Below are 20979 nucleotides of genomic sequence, written 5' to 3'. Positions count from 1 at the left end.
TTATAAATCACAGTTTTTAACAGTTCTTGGGAATGGAATTACGTCGCGGATGTTGCCCATGCCGGTAAGGTACATTACGCAACGTTCAAATCCAAGACCAAATCCTGAATGGCGTGTGGAACCATATTTACGAAGATCAAGATAGAAGTCATAATCCTCTTTCTTAAGTCCCAGCTCGTCCATACGTTTCTCAAGTTTCTCAATGTCATCCTCTCTCTGGCTTCCACCGATGATCTCACCGATTCCAGGCACCAGACAGTCCATAGCTGCAACAGTCTTGTTATCCTCATTCATCTTCATGTAGAAAGCTTTGATCTCTTTCGGATAATCTGTTACAAATACAGGTTTCTTAAAGATTTCTTCTGTAAGATAACGTTCATGCTCTGTCTGCAGATCGCATCCCCAGAATACTTTGTAGTCAAATTTATCGTTGTTCTTCTCCAGAAGCTCTACTGCTTCTGTGTAAGTAACATGACCAAACTCAGAATTGATCACATGGTTCAGTCTGTCCAGAAGTCCCTTATCAACAAAAGAATTGAAGAAATTCATCTCTTCCGGTGCATTCTCCAGTACATAACGGATCACATATTTCAGCATTGCCTCTGCAAGATCCATGTTGTCATTTAAATCTGCAAATGCGCATTCCGGCTCGATCATCCAGAACTCTGCCGCATGGCGGGTTGTGTTTGAATTCTCAGCGCGGAAGGTTGGTCCGAAAGTATAAACATTGCGGAATGCCTGTGCAAAAGTCTCGCAGTTTAACTGTCCGCTTACTGTCAGATTAGTTTCTTTTCCGAAGAAATCCTGAGAGTAATCTACAGCACCCTTGTCATCTGTCGGAACGTTGTTCATATCCAGAGTAGTTACCTGGAACATCTCACCTGCACCTTCACAGTCGCTTCCTGTGATCAGCGGAGTATGCACATAAACAAATCCCTGCTCCTGGAAGAAACGGTGAATCGCATAGGCACACAGAGAACGTACACGAAATACTGCCTGGAATGTGTTTGTTCTCGGACGGAGATGTGTGATGGTTCTTAAGTATTCAAGACTGTGGCGTTTCTTCTGAAGCGGATAATCAGGTGCAGAATTACCCTCTACTGTAACTTCTGCTGCCTGGATCTCAAATGGCTGTTTTGCCTGTGGAGTTGCTACCAGTGTACCTTTGACAATGATCGCTGCACCTACGTTTAATTTGCTGATCTCAGCAAAGTTCTCCATTGTATCGTGATAAACTACCTGAAGAGTCTCAAAGAAGCTTCCGTCGTGAAGCACGATAAATCCAAATGTCTTGGAATCACGTACGCTTCGTACCCATCCACCTACTGTAACCTCTTTATCCAGGTATTTTTCTCTCTCTTTGTAAATCTCTTTTACTGTTGTTAACTTCATATCTATGTTTCCTCTTTCTCCTCATCGTTCTGGTCTTACACAAAAAGACGAAACGCTGTTTCAGATAACAGCCGTCTCGCCTTTTAGTATAGACTATTCCCTGTTTTCACGCAAGGAGTAATCTGGTATTTAACTATGTTTTTTCTTTTGTCAGGTATAGCAAAATCATGCTCTCTGCCATTTGGTCAGGCAGGCACTCTCAATGAATCCATACATTTTGCAAAAATACGCTTATATGTCCTTGTAGTATAGTGAAGCCCGTCATCTACCGTACCAGTTCCGTAATGATCACTGGCAAAGCTGTATCCTGTTGATTTCAGATAAGAATACATATCAATATAAGTATAAGCAGAAGACAGATTTGCTTTCATATACTGATTGAATGATCTGACTGCCGCCTCACTTCTGTCCGCTCTTCCCGCATTGGGAAGCATCAGACGATTCACCGGATTTACAGACATGAAGTACAGTTCACATCCTTTGCTTTTAAGCTGTGGTGCAATCCAGTTATAATACTCCGCATAATCTGCAGATTTTGACAAGTCGTTTACTCCAAAATTAAAGATCACTGCGGTTTTCTTTGAAAGAATACTGTTGGAATCGTGCTGTACTATGGAATAAAGCTGAGCCCATCCTGTAGTGGTAAACCAGTCCAGTCCCTTTCCTGCCGAGCAGACAAACTTCACATTCTTAGTCGCAGATTCTCCCATTCCTGTCAGAACATTTTCCATAAATTCCGTACGGGAATCACCTACAAAAATCACCTGTTTATATTTATAGATATCTACCTGCGGAAGCTGATCCTCTGTAAGGTCTGTTTCCGTTGTTCTGTTAAATACCACTGCATAGAGATCCATATTTCCATTTACCGTGATTTTTTCTTCTGCCTCATACTGTGGAGAGACACTCTGCATCGGTTTTGTGGACCACCCCATAAAAGTATACCCTTCTGCATCCCTTACGCCCGGAAGAGAATAAGAACTTCCTTTTGCCAGAGTCGTTTTCTGCCAGGTGCTGCCGTCACATCTGTGGAAAGTCAGCTGTACTGCCTTCTTCTGTACCGCATAAAGAGTGATATTTTTATTAACTGTACATTTCGCCTTCGCTGTTGCTTTCTCGGAATTTTTCTTACTTGACCAGCCCTGATTAACATAACCGGTTCTTGCCGGTACTTTTGCAAAGGTAACAACAGTTCCCTCTTCTACTGTCTGAGTAAGTTTTTGATAAGCTGCATTAGTGCTTCCATTTCCCAGATAGTAGCTGACCGTATAATAATTACTCTTTCTGCACACTGCATAGAACTGAGTTGCCTTTGTAATCTTTACTGTATCACCGGCTGAATATTCCGGTTCTGTTTCTCCCTTTACAGTTGTCCAGCCCAAGTTTGTATAGCCCTTTACTTTCGGCACATCAGGCAGTGTCACTTTCTGATTTTTTGACGCATACATGGTGAGAGAGGTATAAATTTTACTGGTACTTGTTCCATTATTGTTATTGAAAGTAACTGTGTAAGGCAATTTCTTATATACAGCATAGAGAGTCAGTGTTTTTGATATAGTCACATTCTGGCCTGCTTTATAGTCAGCTTTGGAGGCTTTTTTATTCTTTGACCATCCCAGAGACTGATATCCTGTCTTGACAGGTACCTGCGGCATTGTAACTGTAAGTCCTTTTCCGACTTTCTGATTCAGTCTGGTAAATTTACTGTTGCTTGCCCCTGTATTGGTCTTAAAATTCACCTGAAGTGCTGTACGGCGCACAATGTAAAAATCTGTGTCACCGGTCACTGTAAATTCTGAATTCAGTTCATATTTTACAGCAGAACTTCCCTTTGTATCTGTCCATCCATAATTAATGTATTTAGATGATGGCATATCCGGAAGTATGACGTTTTTTGTCTCATATGCCTGCAGAATTCCATTGGAAAACACACTGGTTCCTGAATTATTATAAAGGGAAACCGTACATTTCTTTGGCATATAGAAGTTCAGGATGCCTTTTTCGAGAAACAGATTCCAGCTCTCGCCTTTCTTCAGAGTAAGAATATCTCCACCCTTCAGAGTGATCGCATCTCCAAGTTTTTCATTTTTTTCCAGTTTCCACATATCCGGTGCACCTGTATCCGGTACATTGGGAAGGATCAAAGATTCACCCCAGGACATCACTGTTCGCAGCTGTTCACATTCATTTCCTTCTCCGTCTATAAACCGGAGCATTACCTCTTTCTCCGGATTAATCGTCGGCGTGGGAGATGGTGATGGTGTGACTGAAGGAGTCGGTGTTGAAGACGGCATCGGTGTGACCGAAGGAGTCGGTGTTTCTGTCAGTGCAGGTGTACCCTCCGGTGTCGAAGTCACTGTTGGTGTTGGTGACAGTTCCGATGCCATTACTTTCTCCGAATCAGAAGCTGCCGGCAAAGTATTTTCTGTATCAGTTATGCACGAATCTTCTTCCCCTGAACTGAAAATCTCTTCAAAACTGTCCGGAGTGCCGAACTCTGCTGCCTGTACGGGAACTGTTGCAGTGATCAGTGCCACAGTCAGAAACACACTTGCCAGACGCTTTCCTCTTTTGTGTCTTTTTCTGTACATATTTACCTCCATTTTGCAAAAACGTCCCAACATAAAATATGCGGGACGTTCTCTATGCATTCCCAATCATTCAAAAACATCTTCAGACTGCCCGGCTTTTGATCAGAACCGCCACAACCTGCTCATATGTAAATAATACCAGATTTGTCATCCTGCTATGTAAACACTGTTTTCTTATGGTTGAAAATATTCCTTATAATTTATTGATAAACCTCATAAATGCTTCTCTGCCTTCAGCAGTACATTTATATACGCCGGCATCCTCAAGTACATGAACGAATACATTACCGACTTCTTTTCTGAGAACATCCTGAATGTTGTCTTTATCAAGGTTGTCATATTTCGGAAGGAATTCTGCAACCCACGCTGCATGTTTCTCAATCTTCTCATTGGAAGAAATGTCTTTTCCCTCCAGAATATATTCTGCCAGAAGTTCCAATTCTTCTTTTAATCTTGCCGGAAGTACAGCAAGTCCCATTACTTCGATCAGACCAATATTCTCTTTCTTGATATGGTGATACTCTGCATGCGGATGGTATACACCAAGAGGATGCTCATCAGTAGTAATGTTATTTCTAAGTGTGAGATCCAGTTCAAACATATCTCCGGATCTGCGGGCGATCGGTGTGATCGTATTGTGCGGTTCTCCATCAGTTTCAGCAAAGATAAACGCACTTTCGTCTGTATAACCTCTCCACGCTTCCAGAACATGTGTAGCAAGCTCTATCAATCTCTTCTCATCCTTATGACGGATCCTTAAAACTGAAAGAGGCCATTTAACAATACCTGCTTCTACATCCTCATATCCCGGAATAGTCACATGTTTCTCAATCGGTGCTTTTGCCATTGCGAAAGTATAATGTCCGCCCTGGAAATGATCGTGACTTAAAATAGAACCGCCTACGATAGGCAGGTCTGCATTGGATCCCAGGAAGTAATGCGGGAAAAGTTTTACAAAATCAAAAAGTTTGATAAATGTATTCTTCTCAATCTTCATCGGAACATGCTGACTGTTAAAGACGATGCAATGCTCATTGTAATACACATATGGGGAATACTGAAATCCCCAGGGACTGTCATTTACAGTGATAGGAATGATTCTGTGATTCTCTCTGGCAGGATGATTAACTCTTCCTGCATATCCTTCGTTCTCCGGGCAAAGAAGACATTTCGGATAGCTGCTGGATTTTACAAGCTTGGCAGCAGCGATTGCCTTCGGATCTTTTTCCGGTTTGGAAAGATTGATGGTGATATCGATTTTACCATATTCACTGTCTACTGTCCATTTCTGATCTTTCTTTACACGATAACGACGAATATAATCGCTGTCCTGACTGAGTTTATAGAAGTAATCGGTTGCTTCCTGTGGATCTTTCTCATATCTGCTCCAGAACTCATTCTGTACCTGCGCCGGACGCGGCATCAGACAGTTCATAAGTCTGGTATCAAAAAGATCTCTGTACACAACACTGTCTTCTATGAGATTTCTCTTCACAGCCTCATCCAGAAGTGCATTTAATACCTCTTCAAGATCGATATCCCTGTACTCTTCCTCAGGTTCCACATATTCGTCTTCTTTAAAGACATCCAGAAGAAGATTTATTGTATAATTCTTCTCGCAGGCCGGTGTAAGTCCTGTTTCTACTCCGTACTGTACTAATTTTTTAATGTTCTCATATAACATCTGTACGTTCCTCCGTTTCGCTGTTACTGTTTCACTCTTACAGTAACGTGTTTAAACAATAAATTTCTCTGCCACTGTTTGTCCTTTTTAGAATACTCAAATATCAGTGAAATGTAAAGAAGCATTTTTACAATTTTTTGGATGAATAACCGGCAGGTTGCTGTCGCGTTACTGTTCGCTCCGTTCTCAGCTGCCTGCCGGTTATGTTTTTCATCAGTAATTTACTGTTTCTATATAGGTGATAAACACATTTCCGGCTTTCTGGAAAAGATCCGTACTGTCATTCATTCCATACGGATAGGTCTCTTTTTTAACCGGATCATACAGCCAGGTATTATATTCATCATATCCTACGATCACCACGCTTGTATCTGCTCCCGTTTTGGCAATTACCGGACGCTGTGCACTTATCTCGTACAGCACACTGTCCAGACTGCAGCCGGAAAGATCGATCACAGTTCCGGTCTTTTTGAGGCTCTTTTTCAGGGTTTTAATATCATAGGTTCCCTGAAGCACACTCTCCGGAATCCCTTCTGTATCTATCTGCATTTTTGTCTTTTTATTTCCACGTTCCCATACATACTGCTGTGTACGGTTCAGCACTACACCTCCCAGCGTATCTGCACGCAATACAGCCTTCGCCGGATCTGTATAGATACCGTCCAGTCCGCCCTGTCCGTAAACATAATATGCTGTTTCCTGAGGAATCTGAGTGTCCAGAACAATGTCTTTCCGGTCGGAACTGCTTACCTTTGCATACATAGTCAGCGGAGAATCTGTCTGTTTGGTTGTGTTAAATACCAGTTTCACACGAACACCTGTCCTGGATGCAGAAATAAGTTCGATTTTTACTGTATTTGCCGCTGCCTTTTTATTATTCATGATCGTATCTTTCTTCTGGGCAACATAAGAGGTTTCTCCGGATTTTGCAGAAAGTTCAAACTCGATCAGAGTATTTCCTACTGAAATATCAGTGATATAAAGTCCGTCTTTCCGGTATTCTTTTTTTACATTTCCTTCAAAATCTTCAATGCGCAGAATGCGGATCCCAACAGATTTATGTCCCTCCTCATCTGTAAGAATATCTTCTTTATTCAGCATTCCATAAATCAGATCTTCATTCATAAATCCAACTGTACGAAGTCTCTGGCCTTTCTGCGGTGCGATCAGTCGGGTTTTACAGGTATCAAAATCAATTTCCTTGATATTTCCCTTTTCATCCCCCTCTGAAACCAGCCAGGCTGCATGGTCATTATTATCGGAAGATACAAAATTCGCATTTTTTATTCCTTTTTCAAGAATTTCACTGGAGTTCTCTTCGATATTGATCCTGTAAAGATTCTTCGCCAGAATCAGAAACAGCTCATTCTTTTCATTGACATAGGACAGTTTTTCAAGATCTTTTTTCAGAAATTCAAATGATTCCGAAACAGGGATAAAGGCTCTTTCTTCTGCCACGTTTTTATCACGATTGTAATGGTAAACTGCAATTCCTTCATATCCTTCATGGCTTCCTCTGTTCATATATCCATAAAGTACGAAATCAATATCTCCTTCATCAGTTACTCTGACGATCTTGATGTCATGCTGAGTTCTGGAATCGCGGAAATCTCCGTCCTTCAATTTTCTGAAACTGAAAACCTGATTTACCTTTTCATTGCCCGGTGAATAGGACCACAGATCTCCCTCCTGCACAAAAGCTATCACAGTAGCAGCATCATTCATCATATATTCTACATTCTTATCGCGCACTCCAAGGATAATCCCATCATCCTCATAAACAGGCAGTGTACCATCAAAGACCTGATTTGCAGAACGCTGGAAATCCAGCAGATAAATCCTGGTATCCTGATATTTCATTCTGTAAAATTCTTTTACGTCATATAATTCCGTTTCCTCATCCTCATTCTGCGAAGTCAGCTGATATTCCAGCACAACGCTGGCAGTTGTCTCATTGATCTCTTTGATCACAGGAATTCCCTCCTGACACAGCTGCGGAGCAAGATTCCCCCAACTGATCTCACTCAGGGAAGAATTAATATTAATTCCCGAGTAATTCGTTGCTGCTCCTGTTGTCTGTGGTTCCAGATAACTTCCCAGTGCATCTGCTGACTCTTTGTCAAGACACGCTTCATAAAAATATTTTACAAAAGCTGCATAATCTGATGCATGTACCTGTGACCTGGAAACAACTCTCGTATAATAATATGCTGTACCCTCATCCAGTTCCAGGGCAATCTGCATGGAATATTCCTGATTCATGCGCAGATCACTGCCAATCTCCACGTCTACGGACAAATACTGATCTTCTTTTACAAGATTCTTAATCTTCTTATTTTCAAGGACTTTACTTCCATCAGATGTACGGATCTCATAAGAAAAACTCTTTACTTCCGAATCATAGGGATTCACTTTAAATGTCAGTTTTTTTGATGTATCCAGAGGAGTCACACTGTCTCTGGTAAAATCCGCCTGCATAGGCTGCGCATATCCATACATCCGGTTTATCAGCGTATCATTCATATCCACCATGACTTCCGGAAACACTGCGTCATTAAAATCAGAACGGTTATCTGTGGATTCACTGTTAAGAAGCAATGCAGTACCTGCTGTACCAAGCAGAAATACCAGAAGAAGAATACCTGCTTTTTTCAGTATCCTTTTCATCGCACACTCCCTTCCTGTTCTTTTTCATTCAGAAGCCTGTCCAGTGTGGGATGGATATTCAGGGCTGCAAGCATTTTCTCCACCTTACCCTGGTCTGATCTTTTCCCTGTTCTGACTGCTCTGATCAGGAGATTCTTAGGTGTATGTTCCATATCAATAAACTCCAGGATCTGGGTATCATAACCTTTGCTCTCCAGAAGATCTGCACGCACAGCATCTGTGATCAGCGCAGACATCCTTTCTTTCAGGATTCCATAGCGCAGAACCGGCTCCAGCATTTCATTTTTGATCTGTTTATTAACTTCATGCTGACAGTAGGGTACGGAAAGAATGACTTCAGCTCCCCATTCCACTGCCTTGGCAAGTGCATAATCGGTAGCTGTGTCACAGGCATGAAGCGTTACCACCATATCCACACAGGATACACCTTCATAATCTGCAATATCACCATGATAGAAATGCAGCTTCTCATATCCGTATCTGAGTGCCAGAGAATTACATTTCTCAATTACATCTGTTTTCAGGTCAAGACCTATGATATTTACATCATATCCTTTTAGTTCTCTTAAATAATAATACATGGCAAAGGTAAGATAACTCTTTCCACAGCCAAAATCCAGAATCGTTATTTCTCTGTCTCTGGAAAGTCTGGGAAGTATATCTTCAATAAATTCAAGGAAACGATTGATCTGTCTGAATTTGTCATATCTGGCATGGATAATCTTTCCCTGTTCATTCATAACTCCCAGATCGATCAAAAACGGAACCGGAACGCCTTCTTTAAGAATATATTGTTTCACCCGGTTATGTGCCTGGATCTGAACTTTTTCTTTCTGTTCATGGTGTTTCTGTTTAATAGTCATTTTCCCCTTTTTACTGACAAGAACAACCCCGTCTGTTACTGCACCCTGTGCCTGAAACTGTCTGAAATTCTCTGCAAGTTCTTTTTCCACATATTCAATCAGTTCCGTACGCCCGTAGTTTTTATGCAGAACTTTCTGTCCTTCTGTGGCAGATGCCTGATAACAGATCTGTCCTTTCAGCCGGATCGGACGAATCTTTATTTTTGATATGCCATCTTTATTTCTGCCGGCACTCAGAACAGCCTGTATCAGATTTTCATTTATCTGTTCTTCTAAATATTCTCTTAAATTTTTCATTGCTCTTTCTGTCTGTTAATGTTATATAATCTGTTGTAACTGTCCGGTGTACCAGCAAACCGATTTCCCGAGCAATTACAATCTGTTTTAAAAGTATCTCCTGCAGCGATATCTGCGGCATCTTCTTCTGGATATTTCCTGACAAAGCATTACCTGTATCAGTTCATCCAGAAAATCCTCCCTGATAGCCTGAGTGCTTATTTCCGGTTCCATACTCTCCCTGATCTTGCAGCTTAAATGATAAATCATATATTTATCCGGATATTCATCATAAAGGCGGCTTCCCTCATAATCCATGAGATCACATTCCTCTTCTATTTTCTCCTGAATATGCTGTACAGTCCCCGGATAATAGGATTTCATCAGGTTAAATTCTTTATCCTGCATCCGTTCTCCTTCATACAGAAGAGGATTTGCATATGTGGTATAAAACGGAAAATATTCTTTCAGATACATCGTACGATCCTGCATTCTTTTCGATTGTCTATTTCAGTATATGCAAAGTTCTGCAGACTGTGCCGAAATACAGTTCACGTGCCGCTTTATTTCATCTGCTTCTTGCAGATTACAGTTCCTGGATCATTCTTACAGTTAATTTGACACTGTGTTCAATTGCCGCCATCTCAAACTCAGCGTAATCCATGTGAGCACTTCCGTCTGCCTTATCAGAGATTGCTCTTACTACAAGGAATGGAATATGGTTCAGATAAGCAGCCTGACCGATAGCAGCACCTTCCATCTCTACTGCAAATCCACCAAATTCTGAAATGATGGCATCTTTAACGCTCTTATCTGAGATAAACTGATCTCCGGAACAGATTCTCCCTTCAAATACACTGATCTCAGGATTTACTTCTTTACATACTTTTGCAGCCAGTTTACGAAGTTTTTCATCAGCAGGGAAGGAAAATTCATCCATCTGCGGAATCTGACCTTTCTTATATCCGAAGCCGATCGCATCCATATCATGATGCAAAACATCTGTAGAAAGAACAATATCCCCAATATTTACATCATTATTCAGACTTCCTGCAATTCCTGTATTGATCACCGCTTCCACACCAAATACATCTGCAAGGATCTGTGTGCACATACCTGCGTTTACTTTTCCGATTCCTGAGCGTACAACAACTACTTTCTTTCCTTCCAGAGTTCCCTCATAGAAATCCATACGGGCTCTGGATGTAATTGTGACATCCTGCATTTTTTCCTTGATTTTTGCAACTTCCTGTTCCATTGCTCCGATAATTCCGATACATTTCATTATTAAAACACCTCTTCTTTGTATATTGTAATTTTTCATTTTCATGGTATCAGGTTCAGATGTGTAAACAGTGACAAATGTTCCTGACATTTCTTTATTATAGCAAAACTTTATTTATATGGAAACTTTTTTTATCCTCTGTTATAATACAATTGCTATTTTATGTTACTGTTCACATATCACTATTCCGCGAGGTGTTTTGGCATGAATATGCCAAAATCCCGAGACATACAAGCCAAAATTCCATTGCCGCAGGCAATCTGGAATAAATTTTGGCTACGTTACTGAGAACGAAGTAAACAGTAACGTAGTGGTATATGAACAGCAGCATTTATAGTTACATTTTTTCACACAGGAGGAAACATATCATGACGTATAAAACAAAAGGTGTCTGCGCCAGCCATATTGAATTTGAAGTAGATGACAATAAGAAAGTCCACAATGTCCGTTTCATCGGCGGATGCAGCGGAAATACCCAGGGTGTAGCCAGTCTTGTAGAGGGAATGGATGCAGAGGAAGTGATCAGCAGATTAAAAGGAATCAAATGCGGATTTAAGAATACCTCATGTCCGGATCAGCTTTCCACTGCACTGGAGGAAGTTCTGAACAAATAAATAACTGTGGAAATACTGAACAGTTACGCAGGTGACCGTATAAAATATCCCACGAAAACTATGGCAAGCCTCTTAAATAATGTAAATTGAATCAATATATTATTTACAAAGATTGCTATAGATAAAGTTTCGTGGGATATTTTTTTAATTTACATATCTGTCCTGTCCCATTTATCACACAGGGACTGAACATCTCTTGAAAATCTTTCCAGATCTTTATTCGGCGTTCCTTCATTTTTCCTGATAACCGTAATAAGCCTGTAACCAAGTGCCAGAAGTTTCTCGAAAGCTCTGGCTGCTCTTGTTGCCTTCGGTGATACAGATGCTTTCTGGATTTTCACACCCTTTGCCTCATACAGACATACATCGTCTGCCAGATCATAAACCGTACCGCTGAACGGAGCCATTGTATCATACCCCAGTTCATCTGTCAGACGTTTTGCAAAAATCTCTGTAACTGTATCATCTCCATGAGTAACAAAGACTTTCTGCGGTTTCTCCTCAAATGCCTTCGCCCAGTCTAAAAGGCCATTCACATCCGCATGACCGCTGATTCCCGGCATCTGGCAGATATGCGCTGCCACATGAACAGGTTCACCAAACAGTTTCACATCTGCAGCCCCCTCGATCAGTGCTCTTCCAAGAGTACCGACCGCCTGATATCCTACAAAAAGAATCGTATTCTTCTCATTCCACAGATTATGTTTCAGATGGTGCTTGATACGGCCTGCATCACACATACCACTGGCTGAAATGATTACCTTGGGCTCCTCATCATAATTGATCGACTTCGAATCATCACTGGTGACGGAAATCTTCAATCCAGGGAAACTGATTGGATTAATTCCCTTTTTGATCAGTTCCATCGCTTCTTCATCAAAACAGTCATACTGATGCTCCGAGAAAATCGTGGTAGCTTCATTTGCAAGAGGACTGTCCACATATACTTTAAATCCGTCATGTCCATACACCAGTCCGTCTGCCTTGATCTGTCTGATAAAGTACAGCATTTCCTGCGTACGTCCCACTGCAAAAGAAGGAATCACAAGATTTCCTCCTCTGTCAAAGGTTTCCTGGATGATTTCTGACAACAGTTTCACATAATCAGGCTTTTCTCCATGACTGCGGTCACCGTAAGTGGATTCCATAACTATATAATCTGCATGGTGCAGATACTCAGGATCCTTAATCAAGGGCTGGCAGGTATTTCCAATATCTCCGGAGAATACAATCTTTTTCTCTGTATCCTCCTCCCTGATCGTCAGCTCAATACTTGCAGAGCCCAGCAAATGGCCTGCATCAATAAACCGGGCTGAGATTCCCTCTGCAGGAGTGATCATCTTATTGTACGGGCATCCCACAAAGTTTCTGATCACTCCCATGGCATCTTCCATTGTATAAGCCGGAACAAATTCCGGTTTGCCCTGTCGTCTGCCTTTACGGTTTCTCCATTCTGCTTCAAACATCTGAATGTGCGCACTGTCTCTGAGCATAATATCGCATAAATGGCTGGTGGCATCTGTGGCATATACCGGTCCCCTGAACCCCTTTGCATAAATAGCCGGAAGATTACCTGAGTGATCTATATGTGCATGTGTCAGAAGAACAAATTCTATCTCTCCCAAAGCCACTGGTATTTCTGCATTTTCATAATAATCCGGTCCCTGCTCCATTCCGCAGTCTACAAGAAACTTGTGACCTGCTGCCTCCAGATAATAACAGGATCCCGTAACCTCATGAGTTGCCCCGATAAATGTAATCTTCATATAAAAACCTCCCTTCAGATTTTGATGTACTCTCGGAATCTTTTTGATATCCCCAATTGTTTTGCTGCATTTTGCCTGTTTAACCCGGCAACTTTTTACTGCTTTTATGATCCTTCTATATTGTATTAATTATACACTACAATGAAACAAATTAACAATATCTTTTCTGAAAACAAAAAGCAGAAACAGTTTTTTTTCGACTGTTCCTGCCTTTCTTTGCATCTGCCACGTAAGAATTTTAAAAATTTGCCGATATTTTAATGATTCTCTGTCGGTCAGTGCATAAATATATAACGTTTTGTTCCGAGCCTTTGATCCGCACACTTATCCGAAGAATAAAATGCCGGATTTCTGCTTCGCAAACTTTCATTACATATACTATGCGAATCAAATCGGCAAATATCACACAAAAAAATAAAATTTTTTTATTTTTTTTCAAAAACGGATGTCTTCTGATATGTCTGCGTATTTTTATCCGGATATCGACAGTCAGCTATAGCAGTCATTCCCACCAGCGCAGTCAACATAACTACTGCCACTGCGGCAGCTGCAGATTTCAGGATTCTGTGAGTCCTGTTCCAGTCATACTCAAGACTTTCAAGTTTTTCCTTTGCCGCCCTGGTGCTTCCTGTCTTTTCAGCCCTGGCTGCTTCATTGAAATCCCCTGTTTCTCTCAGTCGGGTGATCAGCCGATCATACCCCGCCCGGATCTTCTCCTCAGATTCTTCCGGAAATTCATCCCATGAGGTTTTGCCTGCTACGTTCAGCAATGCGGATTCAAGTATTTTGGTTTCAGCATCATACTGCTCTTGAAGTATTTTGTCTATCTGCTGATTTTTTGTCTGTATATCTGTTTTGTTCTTCATAATATTTAACTTTCCTTGACAATTTCTCCCCCTGGGTTCATATTAAATAGTAACGTATAGCAATTCCATAAAATAATGAATCCGGACATTTTCGCAGGATTTCACATATTCCCGGATTCCCTGCAATCTTTTATAGAATTGTTGTAACTATTCAGAATAAAACAGGAGGAATCTCTATGAAACATATTGTGCTCACCGGCGGCGGCACAGCCGGACATGTGACTCCGAATATTGCTCTGATCCCACGCCTTAAGGAGCTTGGATACGAAATTTCCTATATCGGATCCTACGATGGAATCGAAAAAAAGCTTATTGAAGAAATGAATATTCCTTATTACGGAATCTCATCCGGAAAGCTGAGACGTTATTTTGATCTGAAAAACTTCACAGATCCATTTCGTGTACTGAAAGGATTCGGTGAGGCCAAAAAATTATTGAAACAATTAAAACCAGATGTGGTTTTCTCCAAGGGTGGCTTCGTGACTGTCCCGGTTGTAATCGCTGCCGGTCGACGTAAAATTCCTACCATCATTCATGAATCAGATATGACTCCCGGACTTGCAAATAAGATCTGCATTCCATCTGCCACAAAAGTATGCTGTAACTTCCCTGAGACTGTAAAAAGTCTTCCTGCTGACAAAGCAGTACTTACAGGTACTCCTATCCGTCAGGAATTATTAAACGGAAGTAAAGAGGCAGCCCGCGAATTCTGTGGTTTCACAGATGACAAACCGGTTCTTATGGTGATCGGTGGAAGTCTTGGTGCTGCATCTGTCAATGAAAATATCCGCAAAATCCTTCCGGAACTTTTAAAAGAGTTTCAGGTTATCCACCTGTGTGGTAAGGGAAAAATGGATGAAAGTCTCAAAGACACAAAAGGATATGTACAGTATGAATATATTAAACAGGAGCTTGCCGATCTGTTTGCTCTGTCTGATATCGTTATCTCCCGCGCAGGTGCCAATGCAATCTGTGAACTGAATGCTTTAAAAAAACCCAATCTTCTGATCCCGCTTTCTGCAAATGCCAGCCGCGGTGACCAGATCCTCAATGCACGTTCATTTGAACGTCAGGGATTCAGCATGGTACTTGAGGAAGAAGAGATTACAGAAAGCACACTTTTAAACGCAATCCGCGAACTGTACCAGAACAGAGAGTCCTATGTTCATGCCATGTCAGAAAGCAGTCATATGAATTCTATTGAAAAAATCACCGGACTGATCGAAGACTGCGTAAATAAACAGTAATCACCGGGTTATTTTCTTATATTCCCTGGCAAGCCAGCGTCTCGTCCTCATGACTCTGTTATTCACATTATTTTCTGTGATATGATAATGTCTGGCAACGAGACGCGTTGGTATGTCATATAACGTTACACTGACATAGATTTCATAATTTGTCCTGTTCTTTTCTCTCAGTTTTTCAAATATCGACTGCAGGTATCCTGCTGCCTCCAGATTCAGAACAATCTCATCTACACGATTACCTTTTCTTACCCGCATATCTGTCATTTCCAGAATCGCATCTGAGTTCGCATATTCATATTTCCTGAAGGCCTTTTTGCGATGATCGGATGCCTTATGGTAGCTGATTCTGACAATCAGATTCTCCAGTTTCTTTTCATCTGAAAAATCCACACTCCGGCCCATATGAAACAAAGTCTCAAATACATCCTGACAGACATCTTCTGCTTCATCTTCATCGCCAAGGATAAATTTTCCAATATTGAACGCCCGAGAGCGGTATTTCCTGTAGATACTTACAAAATCTATATTCTCCATCTTTTGCAATGTGCTGTATCAGAATATCAGGACAGCTGCTCCTTTACTTTTAACAGGATTTCTTCTTTATCTGCATCACTGAGTTCACCCGGGTGCCATGTGATTCCCACCTGATCTCCTTTATATCTCGGAATCAGATGCATATGAAAATGAAACACTGTCTGCCCTGCACACTCGCCATTATTCTGTACAATATTAAATCCGTCACATTTCAGTGCTGCTGTCATTGCTGTCGCCATTTTCTTTGCAAGAATCATTGCCTTTGCAGCCATTTCATCCGATAATTCATAAATATTGGCAGCATGCGATTTCGGAAGGATCAGCGCATGTCCCTTACTCGCCGGGCCCAGGTCAAGAATTACCCTGAAATTCTCATCCTCATAAAGTGTTGCAGCAGGAATCTCTCCATTAGCGATTTTACAAAAAATACAATTTTCCATCTTTAAATCCTTCTTTCTTAAAATTCAAGATTTTGATTTGCAATAATCAGTAATACTTGTCGTTTTATTGCGAATTTTTCAGGACGAAATCAGTTGCGGCTGAAAGTTCACAATGATACACTTTTCCTGAGGTGATAATATGCAGATTGAAATAACAAAACAATCAGAAAAAGATTTTCGTTTTCTTTTATCCAGACTTTCACATGAAATCCGTAATCCGGTCACGCTGATCAACAGTGAACTTCAGTTGATGGCTTCCTCTCACCCGGAACTGTGCAGTTACAGACAATGGGACAGTCTTATGGATAACCTTGAATATGTAAAAGAACTGCTGAAAGAACTCTCTGACTTCAGCCATGCGCAGACAGTTACTCTTGTTCCCGTAAATCCCGCGGAATTTCTGACCACTGTTTTATCCTGTCAGAAAAACACTCTGGACTATCTGGGAATCCGGCTGGAAATACATGTGGAACATACTTCTTCACCTGTTTTTCTTGACCGGATAAAAATGCGTCAGGTCATATTTAACCTGATCAAAAATTCCTGTGAAGCCATCGATCAGCCAGGCGGAAAGATTATTGTAAATCTCACCCCTGCAGATTCCGGCATCTGCATCTGTATTAAAGATAACGGATGTGGTATGACGCATAAGCAGACTGAGAATATCTTTCATCCCTTCATTACATATAAACCGGAAGGAACCGGTCTCGGGCTTGCAGTAACAGCAGAAATCATCTCTGCACACCATGGTCAGATCAGGGTTTCCAGCACTCCCGGTCAGGGTTCTGCCTTTTATATTTATCTGCCGGCATCCCCTGAATAAAGGTCGGTTATCCTGCACGCTGCGAAGGGTGATAAAGCAGAACTGCAAGCAGGAATCCACAGATAAGACCGCCTACATGTGCCGCATTGTCCACCCCTTCGCTTGTAAAACCAAAATAAAGCGAAAAAGCAGCCATGATCACTACCTGTCTGGCAGAAAGATCTTCAATATGACCTCTGCCCCTGATCACAGCATAGATCATTGCACCCATCACAGCAAACACTGCACCGGATGCACCTGCCGAAACTGCAAAATCCGCACTGTCCAGTTCCAGGAACAGACACAGCAGATTTCCACCCATTCCTCCCAGAAGATAGATCAGCAGATATTTCAGTTTTCCAACTGTACGCTCCAGTCTGCCTCCAAGCACAAACAGTACCAGCATGTTATTTCCAAGATGCTGCGGTCCAAAATGAAGGAACATACTTGTAAAGATCCTATAGTATTCTCCCTGCATAATGGCGGGAGTATATGCCGCTCCGCACTGAAGCATATGCATGGTATCCTCTGATCCTCCGGTAAATTCCACTGCAGTAAAAACAAGAATATTCGCCAGAATGAGAAGCACTGTAACCGGTGCCTTTTTCAGTTCTTCCAAGTTTTACCTCTTTTCTGTTTCTTTATCTCAAAAACAATGTACCATTACTAATTGTAGCAGACCTCCTGTATTTTGTAAAAACATTTATTCCAGAAATATATATCTTGCCTGTGCAAAATCCACTTCATCTTCCGGTTCAAGCTGATATTCCTCATCCGGACGAAGTAATCTTCCATTTACAGACGTTCCGTTTCTGGAATTCATATCACTAAGGAAATAGTTTTCTTCTTTTTTTCGTATTTTTGCATGGATACGGCTTACGGTAGGCAGGCTGATCACCGCATCACAGGCAGTTTCCAACTTTCCGATCACAGTCAGATCTTCATTGAGATAAATGGTCGCCAGTTCTCCCGGTTCTTTGCTCACCAGACTTGCAGGTCCGCTTACTGTTCCGGCAGATAGTACTACTGTTTCACCATAGTCCATATGTATCCGGGATGATTCGGAAGTTTTTTGTCCACAGTCTGACATTTTCTGCCCATTCACCGGCTGACTCTGATTTGTTTGCTGATTTCTCTCCACTGTCTGGGACAGGTTTTCATATAATCTGTCCTCCCATTTCTGCTCTGACGCTTTTCCTTCTGCTTCTTTCCATCCTGATTTTTTCCCTGATGTTTTCTTTTCTGTTTTATTCCATGATGGCATATTTCTTATTTTTTCTATGTGTCTCACTGTTTCTCCTGATGCATACGTCTGTTCCGGGAGATGCAAAACTTTTTTTGTCTTTATAATACGCAGGCCCAGCATGATACCCGCTATAGCTATAACAATTACACCAAGTATGGTTTCCATTTCCACATGTGGCAGATATCCCTTCAGGATAGCAGCTGCCAGTCCACAGATCAGAACAGCAGCCGGCACAATAACACCGACCGGGTTCAGTCGGCCGGGTTCTTTTGAATCTTCTCCTTCTCTTACAAATTCATTCCGGTTTTCATTATCTTCCGGGAAAGTCTCTTCTTCTGCAAACTCCATCTCCTGCTCTGTCTTTTTTGCATTTATTTTTTCTTTCTTCTCCCCATTTACATCTGAACTCTGAGTTTTATATAATTCTTCTTTAATATGCTCCAGATGAAAACTGTCTTCCATTGCTCTTTTATATACTCCATATCCAAGGATTACCGCATCCTGATCCTGATGGTCTATTTTCGGCAGAATATATTCTGTCAGAAGCTGAAACTGTTCTTTAATATCCTTCTCATATCCGGGCATCATACAGAAATAAATCTGTCTTTTTTCAATATCTGTATAAATATATTCCGGCGACATTATAAACTGTCCGGGATTGATCAGATATTCCGCCGCATCTTCCATAGCCTTTACAAAACCACCGAAAATAAGCCTGAGATCTTCAACTCCCATCTTCTTTTCTTCATACAGCACATTCACCGCCTGTTTCGAAGTAATATCAAAATAGATAAGAAATCTGCCATCCATCCCCTGTATCCTGCACTTCAGAAGAGAGGGAATCACATTTCCCGCAAGCATCCTTACCTGATAGGAATCTGTATTGATCTCATTCTCACCATAGACAATGAGATAATTATGATTCATATCCCTCTTATATTCTGTCCGCATACTATTCTATTCCCCCATTTCTCTCAGTACCGCCTGCGCCGCCCGCAGTCTGCGGATATGTTTCACCGGATTTATCACTGCGGATTTCCCTTCTGTCCTCAAATGCCAGCTCAGATTGCCATACGACGAGATCGTGTCCAGGTCATAGGTTACCTGCACTTCTTTTCCCACATTTGTCTGGGTACCTAAATTCTCCGCCCCGAAAAAGCCAATACTCCCCAGCTCCTCACTGCGCATCCTTGCAGTATCATATATTTCTCCGTTTTTCTTAATCCCTTCCATGCTCCCGCTTACTGCCGATTCATAAGCTGCCGCTGTCAGCCATGCCCTGTTATGTACAAAAAAGCTCAGATAGATAAGTCCCATCAACACCAGCAGAATCAACGGCATGACACAGGCAGTCTCGATTGTAAAACTTCCCTTACGAATTATACTGTATTCATTTGTTATACAAAAATTATCTTTCATATCAAAAATCCTCCCAGATATCCTGCCAGCAGAAATGGCACAAACGGTATTTCCGTACTTCCCTTTCTGCAAAATCCCATCATCATGATGCCGGACCATACTGCACTGCAGATCATTCCTATAAAAAGTGTTGAAAAAAATTCTTCCGGGTACAGCACTGTCCCCAGTGCCATAAGCAGCCAGCCATCGCCCATTCCCATAGTACCTTCTGTAAGGATGCTGATCAGCACAAAGAGAAAACCTGTCCCCACGCACATAAGAACCTCCGGAACATTTCTTCTGCTATATATTGTCCACACAGTTCCGCAGACTGCAAATATTATGATCAGCAGAAGAGAAACCTGCTTTTTTCTGATATCTATCCATGAATTTATTCCCAGAAATCCAAGTATACATATTTCTTTTACGCCATTCATCTCCATATACATCTCTCCGGCAAAATTCAGCCACACCTGCTACATGCTCCCATTTCCGAAACAGAGGAAGCTTTTACCAGTCTTACCGAACGTTTCAGCCCACTGCAGGACTCCAGATTATGGTATCTGTTTCCCTGTTCCGTAACATATACCACTCCTGCCGGATTCTGATTCCTGCTGCAGATTTCACAGGCTGAATAATGCTCCCCGTACTTATTGGATGCAGATTTTGCGGAACTTCCGGGAATTTGTTTTAATGAAACATTCAGATAGCTGCAGCCCGGATTTTTATGGTACACACTGCCCGAGGCAGTTACATAAACCATCGGTTCTGTTTCTCCCTGCTCTCCTCCATTGTCAGGAAATTCGGTTCCTGTCCATGCATGGACTTTTACATGGTTATAAACTCCAACATCCGGAAGAGGTATCAGTCCACCAAAGGGTTTATACGTGTAGATATCCGGCAGCGTAATATCATCAACACTGTCCCCACCCGGAAGATACGCATACATTCCCGCCTGTTTTGCCTTCGTACACAATGCAGTCAGATGTTCCGTCTGCAGTTTATATATATCCATAAACGAAATCAGCGTAACCATTCCCAGGAAGAACAGCGGCAGTACAAGTGCTGTTTCTACTGCCAGACTTCCCTTCTTAATCTTTCCCCGAAAAGAGGTGCAGAAAGATACTTTTACAGAAGAAACTTCTCCAATATGTTCTTTTGCATTTGTCCGAAAATATTTTCGACTCTTTTGGGGGAATAAAAGATCGTAAATATTGCTTAGAGAGACTTTTCTCCTTTCATAAATTTTTTTATCTTTTTTTCCGATTTCTTCAATACTTTGTTTTTCTTTCTGTAAAAGCATCTTTT

Annotated in this window: 19 protein-coding genes; 3 read left to right on the top strand and 16 right to left on the bottom strand. The window is 41.5% G+C overall.

Annotated elements, in window-relative coordinates; genetic code table 11:
- The 7 genes from asnS to NQ550_RS01520 form a co-directional block, all read right to left on the bottom strand.
- Positions 1–1392, bottom strand: a complete 1392-nt coding sequence (gene asnS, locus NQ550_RS01550; RefSeq protein ID WP_008706954.1) for an asparagine--tRNA ligase — start codon at positions 1390–1392, stop codon at positions 1–3.
- A gap of 185 nt (positions 1393–1577) precedes the next feature.
- Positions 1578–3983: an InlB B-repeat-containing protein gene (locus NQ550_RS01545; protein WP_025578579.1), complete on the bottom strand. Its 2406-nt coding sequence runs from the start codon at positions 3981–3983 to the stop codon at positions 1578–1580.
- A 193-nt stretch (positions 3984–4176) separates the two neighbouring features.
- Positions 4177–5667, bottom strand: a complete 1491-nt coding sequence (gene galT, locus NQ550_RS01540) for a UDP-glucose--hexose-1-phosphate uridylyltransferase (protein WP_008706957.1) — start codon at positions 5665–5667, stop codon at positions 4177–4179.
- 213 nt (positions 5668–5880) lie between these two features.
- The gene (locus NQ550_RS01535; protein ID WP_025578576.1) at positions 5881–8334 is read right to left on the bottom strand and encodes a hypothetical protein; all 2454 of its coding nucleotides are present in this window, start codon (positions 8332–8334) and stop codon (positions 5881–5883) included.
- Entirely contained in the window at positions 8331–9494 is a 1164-nt protein-coding gene (locus NQ550_RS01530; protein ID WP_025578574.1) for a class I SAM-dependent methyltransferase, read from the bottom strand. The genes NQ550_RS01535 and NQ550_RS01530 overlap by 4 nt, the downstream gene beginning before the upstream one ends.
- An 87-nt stretch (positions 9495–9581) precedes the next feature.
- Positions 9582–9965 carry a hypothetical protein gene (locus NQ550_RS01525; protein WP_326929075.1) on the bottom strand — a complete coding sequence of 128 codons (384 nt, stop codon included), beginning with the start codon at positions 9963–9965 and terminating at the stop codon, positions 9582–9584.
- 94 nt (positions 9966–10059) lie between these two features.
- Positions 10060–10758, bottom strand: a complete 699-nt coding sequence (locus tag NQ550_RS01520) for a 5'-methylthioadenosine/adenosylhomocysteine nucleosidase (protein ID WP_008706966.1) — start codon at positions 10756–10758, stop codon at positions 10060–10062.
- Positions 10759–11126: 368 nt separating this feature from the next.
- Here NQ550_RS01520 and NQ550_RS01515 point away from each other — a divergent pair, with 368 nt between their 5' ends.
- Complete coding sequence (locus NQ550_RS01515; RefSeq protein ID WP_008706968.1) at positions 11127–11372, top strand: TIGR03905 family TSCPD domain-containing protein; 246 nt, start codon at positions 11127–11129, stop codon at positions 11370–11372.
- A gap of 149 nt (positions 11373–11521) precedes the next feature.
- On the opposite strand, the gene NQ550_RS01510 is transcribed toward NQ550_RS01515, so the two are convergent.
- Together NQ550_RS01510 and NQ550_RS01505 are read right to left on the bottom strand one after the other, a co-directional pair.
- Positions 11522–13138 carry an MBL fold metallo-hydrolase RNA specificity domain-containing protein gene (locus NQ550_RS01510; protein WP_025578573.1) on the bottom strand — a complete coding sequence of 539 codons (1617 nt, stop codon included), beginning with the start codon at positions 13136–13138 and terminating at the stop codon, positions 11522–11524.
- Positions 13139–13563: 425 nt separating this feature from the next.
- The gene (locus tag NQ550_RS01505) at positions 13564–14004 is read right to left on the bottom strand and encodes a hypothetical protein (RefSeq protein ID WP_025578572.1); all 441 of its coding nucleotides are present in this window, start codon (positions 14002–14004) and stop codon (positions 13564–13566) included.
- 176 nt (positions 14005–14180) lie between these two features.
- On the opposite strand from NQ550_RS01505, the gene NQ550_RS01500 reads away from it, so the two are divergent.
- A complete protein-coding gene (locus tag NQ550_RS01500) occupies positions 14181–15251 on the top strand; it encodes an undecaprenyldiphospho-muramoylpentapeptide beta-N-acetylglucosaminyltransferase (protein WP_008706972.1) in 1071 nt (356 codons plus the stop codon).
- On the opposite strand, the gene NQ550_RS01495 is transcribed toward NQ550_RS01500, so the two are convergent.
- Both NQ550_RS01495 and NQ550_RS01490 read right to left on the bottom strand, forming a co-directional pair.
- Positions 15252–15785, bottom strand: a complete 534-nt coding sequence (locus NQ550_RS01495) for an RNA polymerase sigma factor (protein WP_008706973.1) — start codon at positions 15783–15785, stop codon at positions 15252–15254.
- A 26-nt stretch (positions 15786–15811) separates the two neighbouring features.
- Positions 15812–16225: an HIT family protein gene (locus NQ550_RS01490; protein ID WP_025578568.1), complete on the bottom strand. Its 414-nt coding sequence runs from the start codon at positions 16223–16225 to the stop codon at positions 15812–15814.
- A 139-nt stretch (positions 16226–16364) separates the two neighbouring features.
- Between NQ550_RS01490 and NQ550_RS01485 the strand changes: the two genes are divergently transcribed.
- Complete coding sequence (locus tag NQ550_RS01485) at positions 16365–17048, top strand: sensor histidine kinase (RefSeq protein WP_008706975.1); 684 nt, start codon at positions 16365–16367, stop codon at positions 17046–17048.
- A gap of 7 nt (positions 17049–17055) precedes the next feature.
- Here NQ550_RS01485 and NQ550_RS01480 read toward each other — a convergent pair whose 3' ends face one another.
- The 5 genes from NQ550_RS01480 to NQ550_RS01460 form a co-directional block, all read right to left on the bottom strand.
- Complete coding sequence (locus NQ550_RS01480) at positions 17056–17646, bottom strand: rhomboid family intramembrane serine protease (protein WP_020993258.1); 591 nt, start codon at positions 17644–17646, stop codon at positions 17056–17058.
- 84 nt (positions 17647–17730) lie between these two features.
- Entirely contained in the window at positions 17731–19200 is a 1470-nt protein-coding gene (locus NQ550_RS01475; RefSeq protein ID WP_172679291.1) for a DUF6382 domain-containing protein, read from the bottom strand.
- A gap of 30 nt (positions 19201–19230) precedes the next feature.
- Positions 19231–19692, bottom strand: coding sequence for a TadE family protein (locus NQ550_RS01470; RefSeq protein WP_025578565.1), 462 nt, complete (start codon positions 19690–19692; stop codon positions 19231–19233).
- Complete coding sequence (locus NQ550_RS01465; protein ID WP_242833577.1) at positions 19689–20114, bottom strand: prepilin peptidase; 426 nt, start codon at positions 20112–20114, stop codon at positions 19689–19691. The genes NQ550_RS01470 and NQ550_RS01465 overlap by 4 nt, the downstream gene beginning before the upstream one ends.
- A gap of 20 nt (positions 20115–20134) precedes the next feature.
- Positions 20135–20974 carry a TadE family protein gene (locus tag NQ550_RS01460; RefSeq protein WP_025578561.1) on the bottom strand — a complete coding sequence of 280 codons (840 nt, stop codon included), beginning with the start codon at positions 20972–20974 and terminating at the stop codon, positions 20135–20137.
- Between the last annotated feature and the right edge of the window lie 5 nt (positions 20975–20979).

Origin of the sequence: Blautia wexlerae DSM 19850 (assembly GCF_025148125.1) — a bacterium.
Classification (GTDB): Bacteria; Bacillota; Clostridia; order Lachnospirales; family Lachnospiraceae; genus Blautia_A; species Blautia_A wexlerae.
This window is presented reverse-complemented; position numbering and strand designations above follow the sequence as displayed.

Excerpts from the sequence above, each read along its gene's own strand:
- NQ550_RS01545 (WP_025578579.1), bottom strand. The coding sequence starts at position 3,983 with ATGTACAGAAAAAGACACAAAAGAGGAAAGCGTCTGGCAAGTGTGTTT.
- NQ550_RS01460 (WP_025578561.1), bottom strand. The coding sequence starts at position 20,974 with ATGCTTTTACAGAAAGAAAAACAAAGTATTGAAGAAATCGGAAAAAAA.
- NQ550_RS01465 (WP_242833577.1), bottom strand. The coding sequence starts at position 20,114 with ATGGAGATGAATGGCGTAAAAGAAATATGTATACTTGGATTTCTGGGA.
- NQ550_RS01475 (WP_172679291.1), bottom strand. The coding sequence starts at position 19,200 with ATGAATCATAATTATCTCATTGTCTATGGTGAGAATGAGATCAATACA.
- NQ550_RS01530 (WP_025578574.1), bottom strand. The coding sequence starts at position 9,494 with ATGAAAAATTTAAGAGAATATTTAGAAGAACAGATAAATGAAAATCTG.
- galT (WP_008706957.1), bottom strand. The coding sequence starts at position 5,667 with ATGTTATATGAGAACATTAAAAAATTAGTACAGTACGGAGTAGAAACA.
- asnS (WP_008706954.1), bottom strand. The coding sequence starts at position 1,392 with ATGAAGTTAACAACAGTAAAAGAGATTTACAAAGAGAGAGAAAAATAC.
- NQ550_RS01520 (WP_008706966.1), bottom strand. The coding sequence starts at position 10,758 with ATGAAATGTATCGGAATTATCGGAGCAATGGAACAGGAAGTTGCAAAA.
- NQ550_RS01505 (WP_025578572.1), bottom strand. The coding sequence starts at position 14,004 with ATGAAGAACAAAACAGATATACAGACAAAAAATCAGCAGATAGACAAA.
- NQ550_RS01510 (WP_025578573.1), bottom strand. The coding sequence starts at position 13,138 with ATGAAGATTACATTTATCGGGGCAACTCATGAGGTTACGGGATCCTGT.
- NQ550_RS01470 (WP_025578565.1), bottom strand. The coding sequence starts at position 19,692 with ATGAAAGATAATTTTTGTATAACAAATGAATACAGTATAATTCGTAAG.
- NQ550_RS01490 (WP_025578568.1), bottom strand. The coding sequence starts at position 16,225 with ATGGAAAATTGTATTTTTTGTAAAATCGCTAATGGAGAGATTCCTGCT.
- NQ550_RS01485 (WP_008706975.1), top strand. The coding sequence starts at position 16,365 with ATGCAGATTGAAATAACAAAACAATCAGAAAAAGATTTTCGTTTTCTT.
- NQ550_RS01495 (WP_008706973.1), bottom strand. The coding sequence starts at position 15,785 with ATGGAGAATATAGATTTTGTAAGTATCTACAGGAAATACCGCTCTCGG.
- NQ550_RS01500 (WP_008706972.1), top strand. The coding sequence starts at position 14,181 with ATGAAACATATTGTGCTCACCGGCGGCGGCACAGCCGGACATGTGACT.
- NQ550_RS01515 (WP_008706968.1), top strand. The coding sequence starts at position 11,127 with ATGACGTATAAAACAAAAGGTGTCTGCGCCAGCCATATTGAATTTGAA.
- NQ550_RS01525 (WP_326929075.1), bottom strand. The coding sequence starts at position 9,965 with ATGCAGGATCGTACGATGTATCTGAAAGAATATTTTCCGTTTTATACC.
- NQ550_RS01535 (WP_025578576.1), bottom strand. The coding sequence starts at position 8,334 with ATGAAAAGGATACTGAAAAAAGCAGGTATTCTTCTTCTGGTATTTCTG.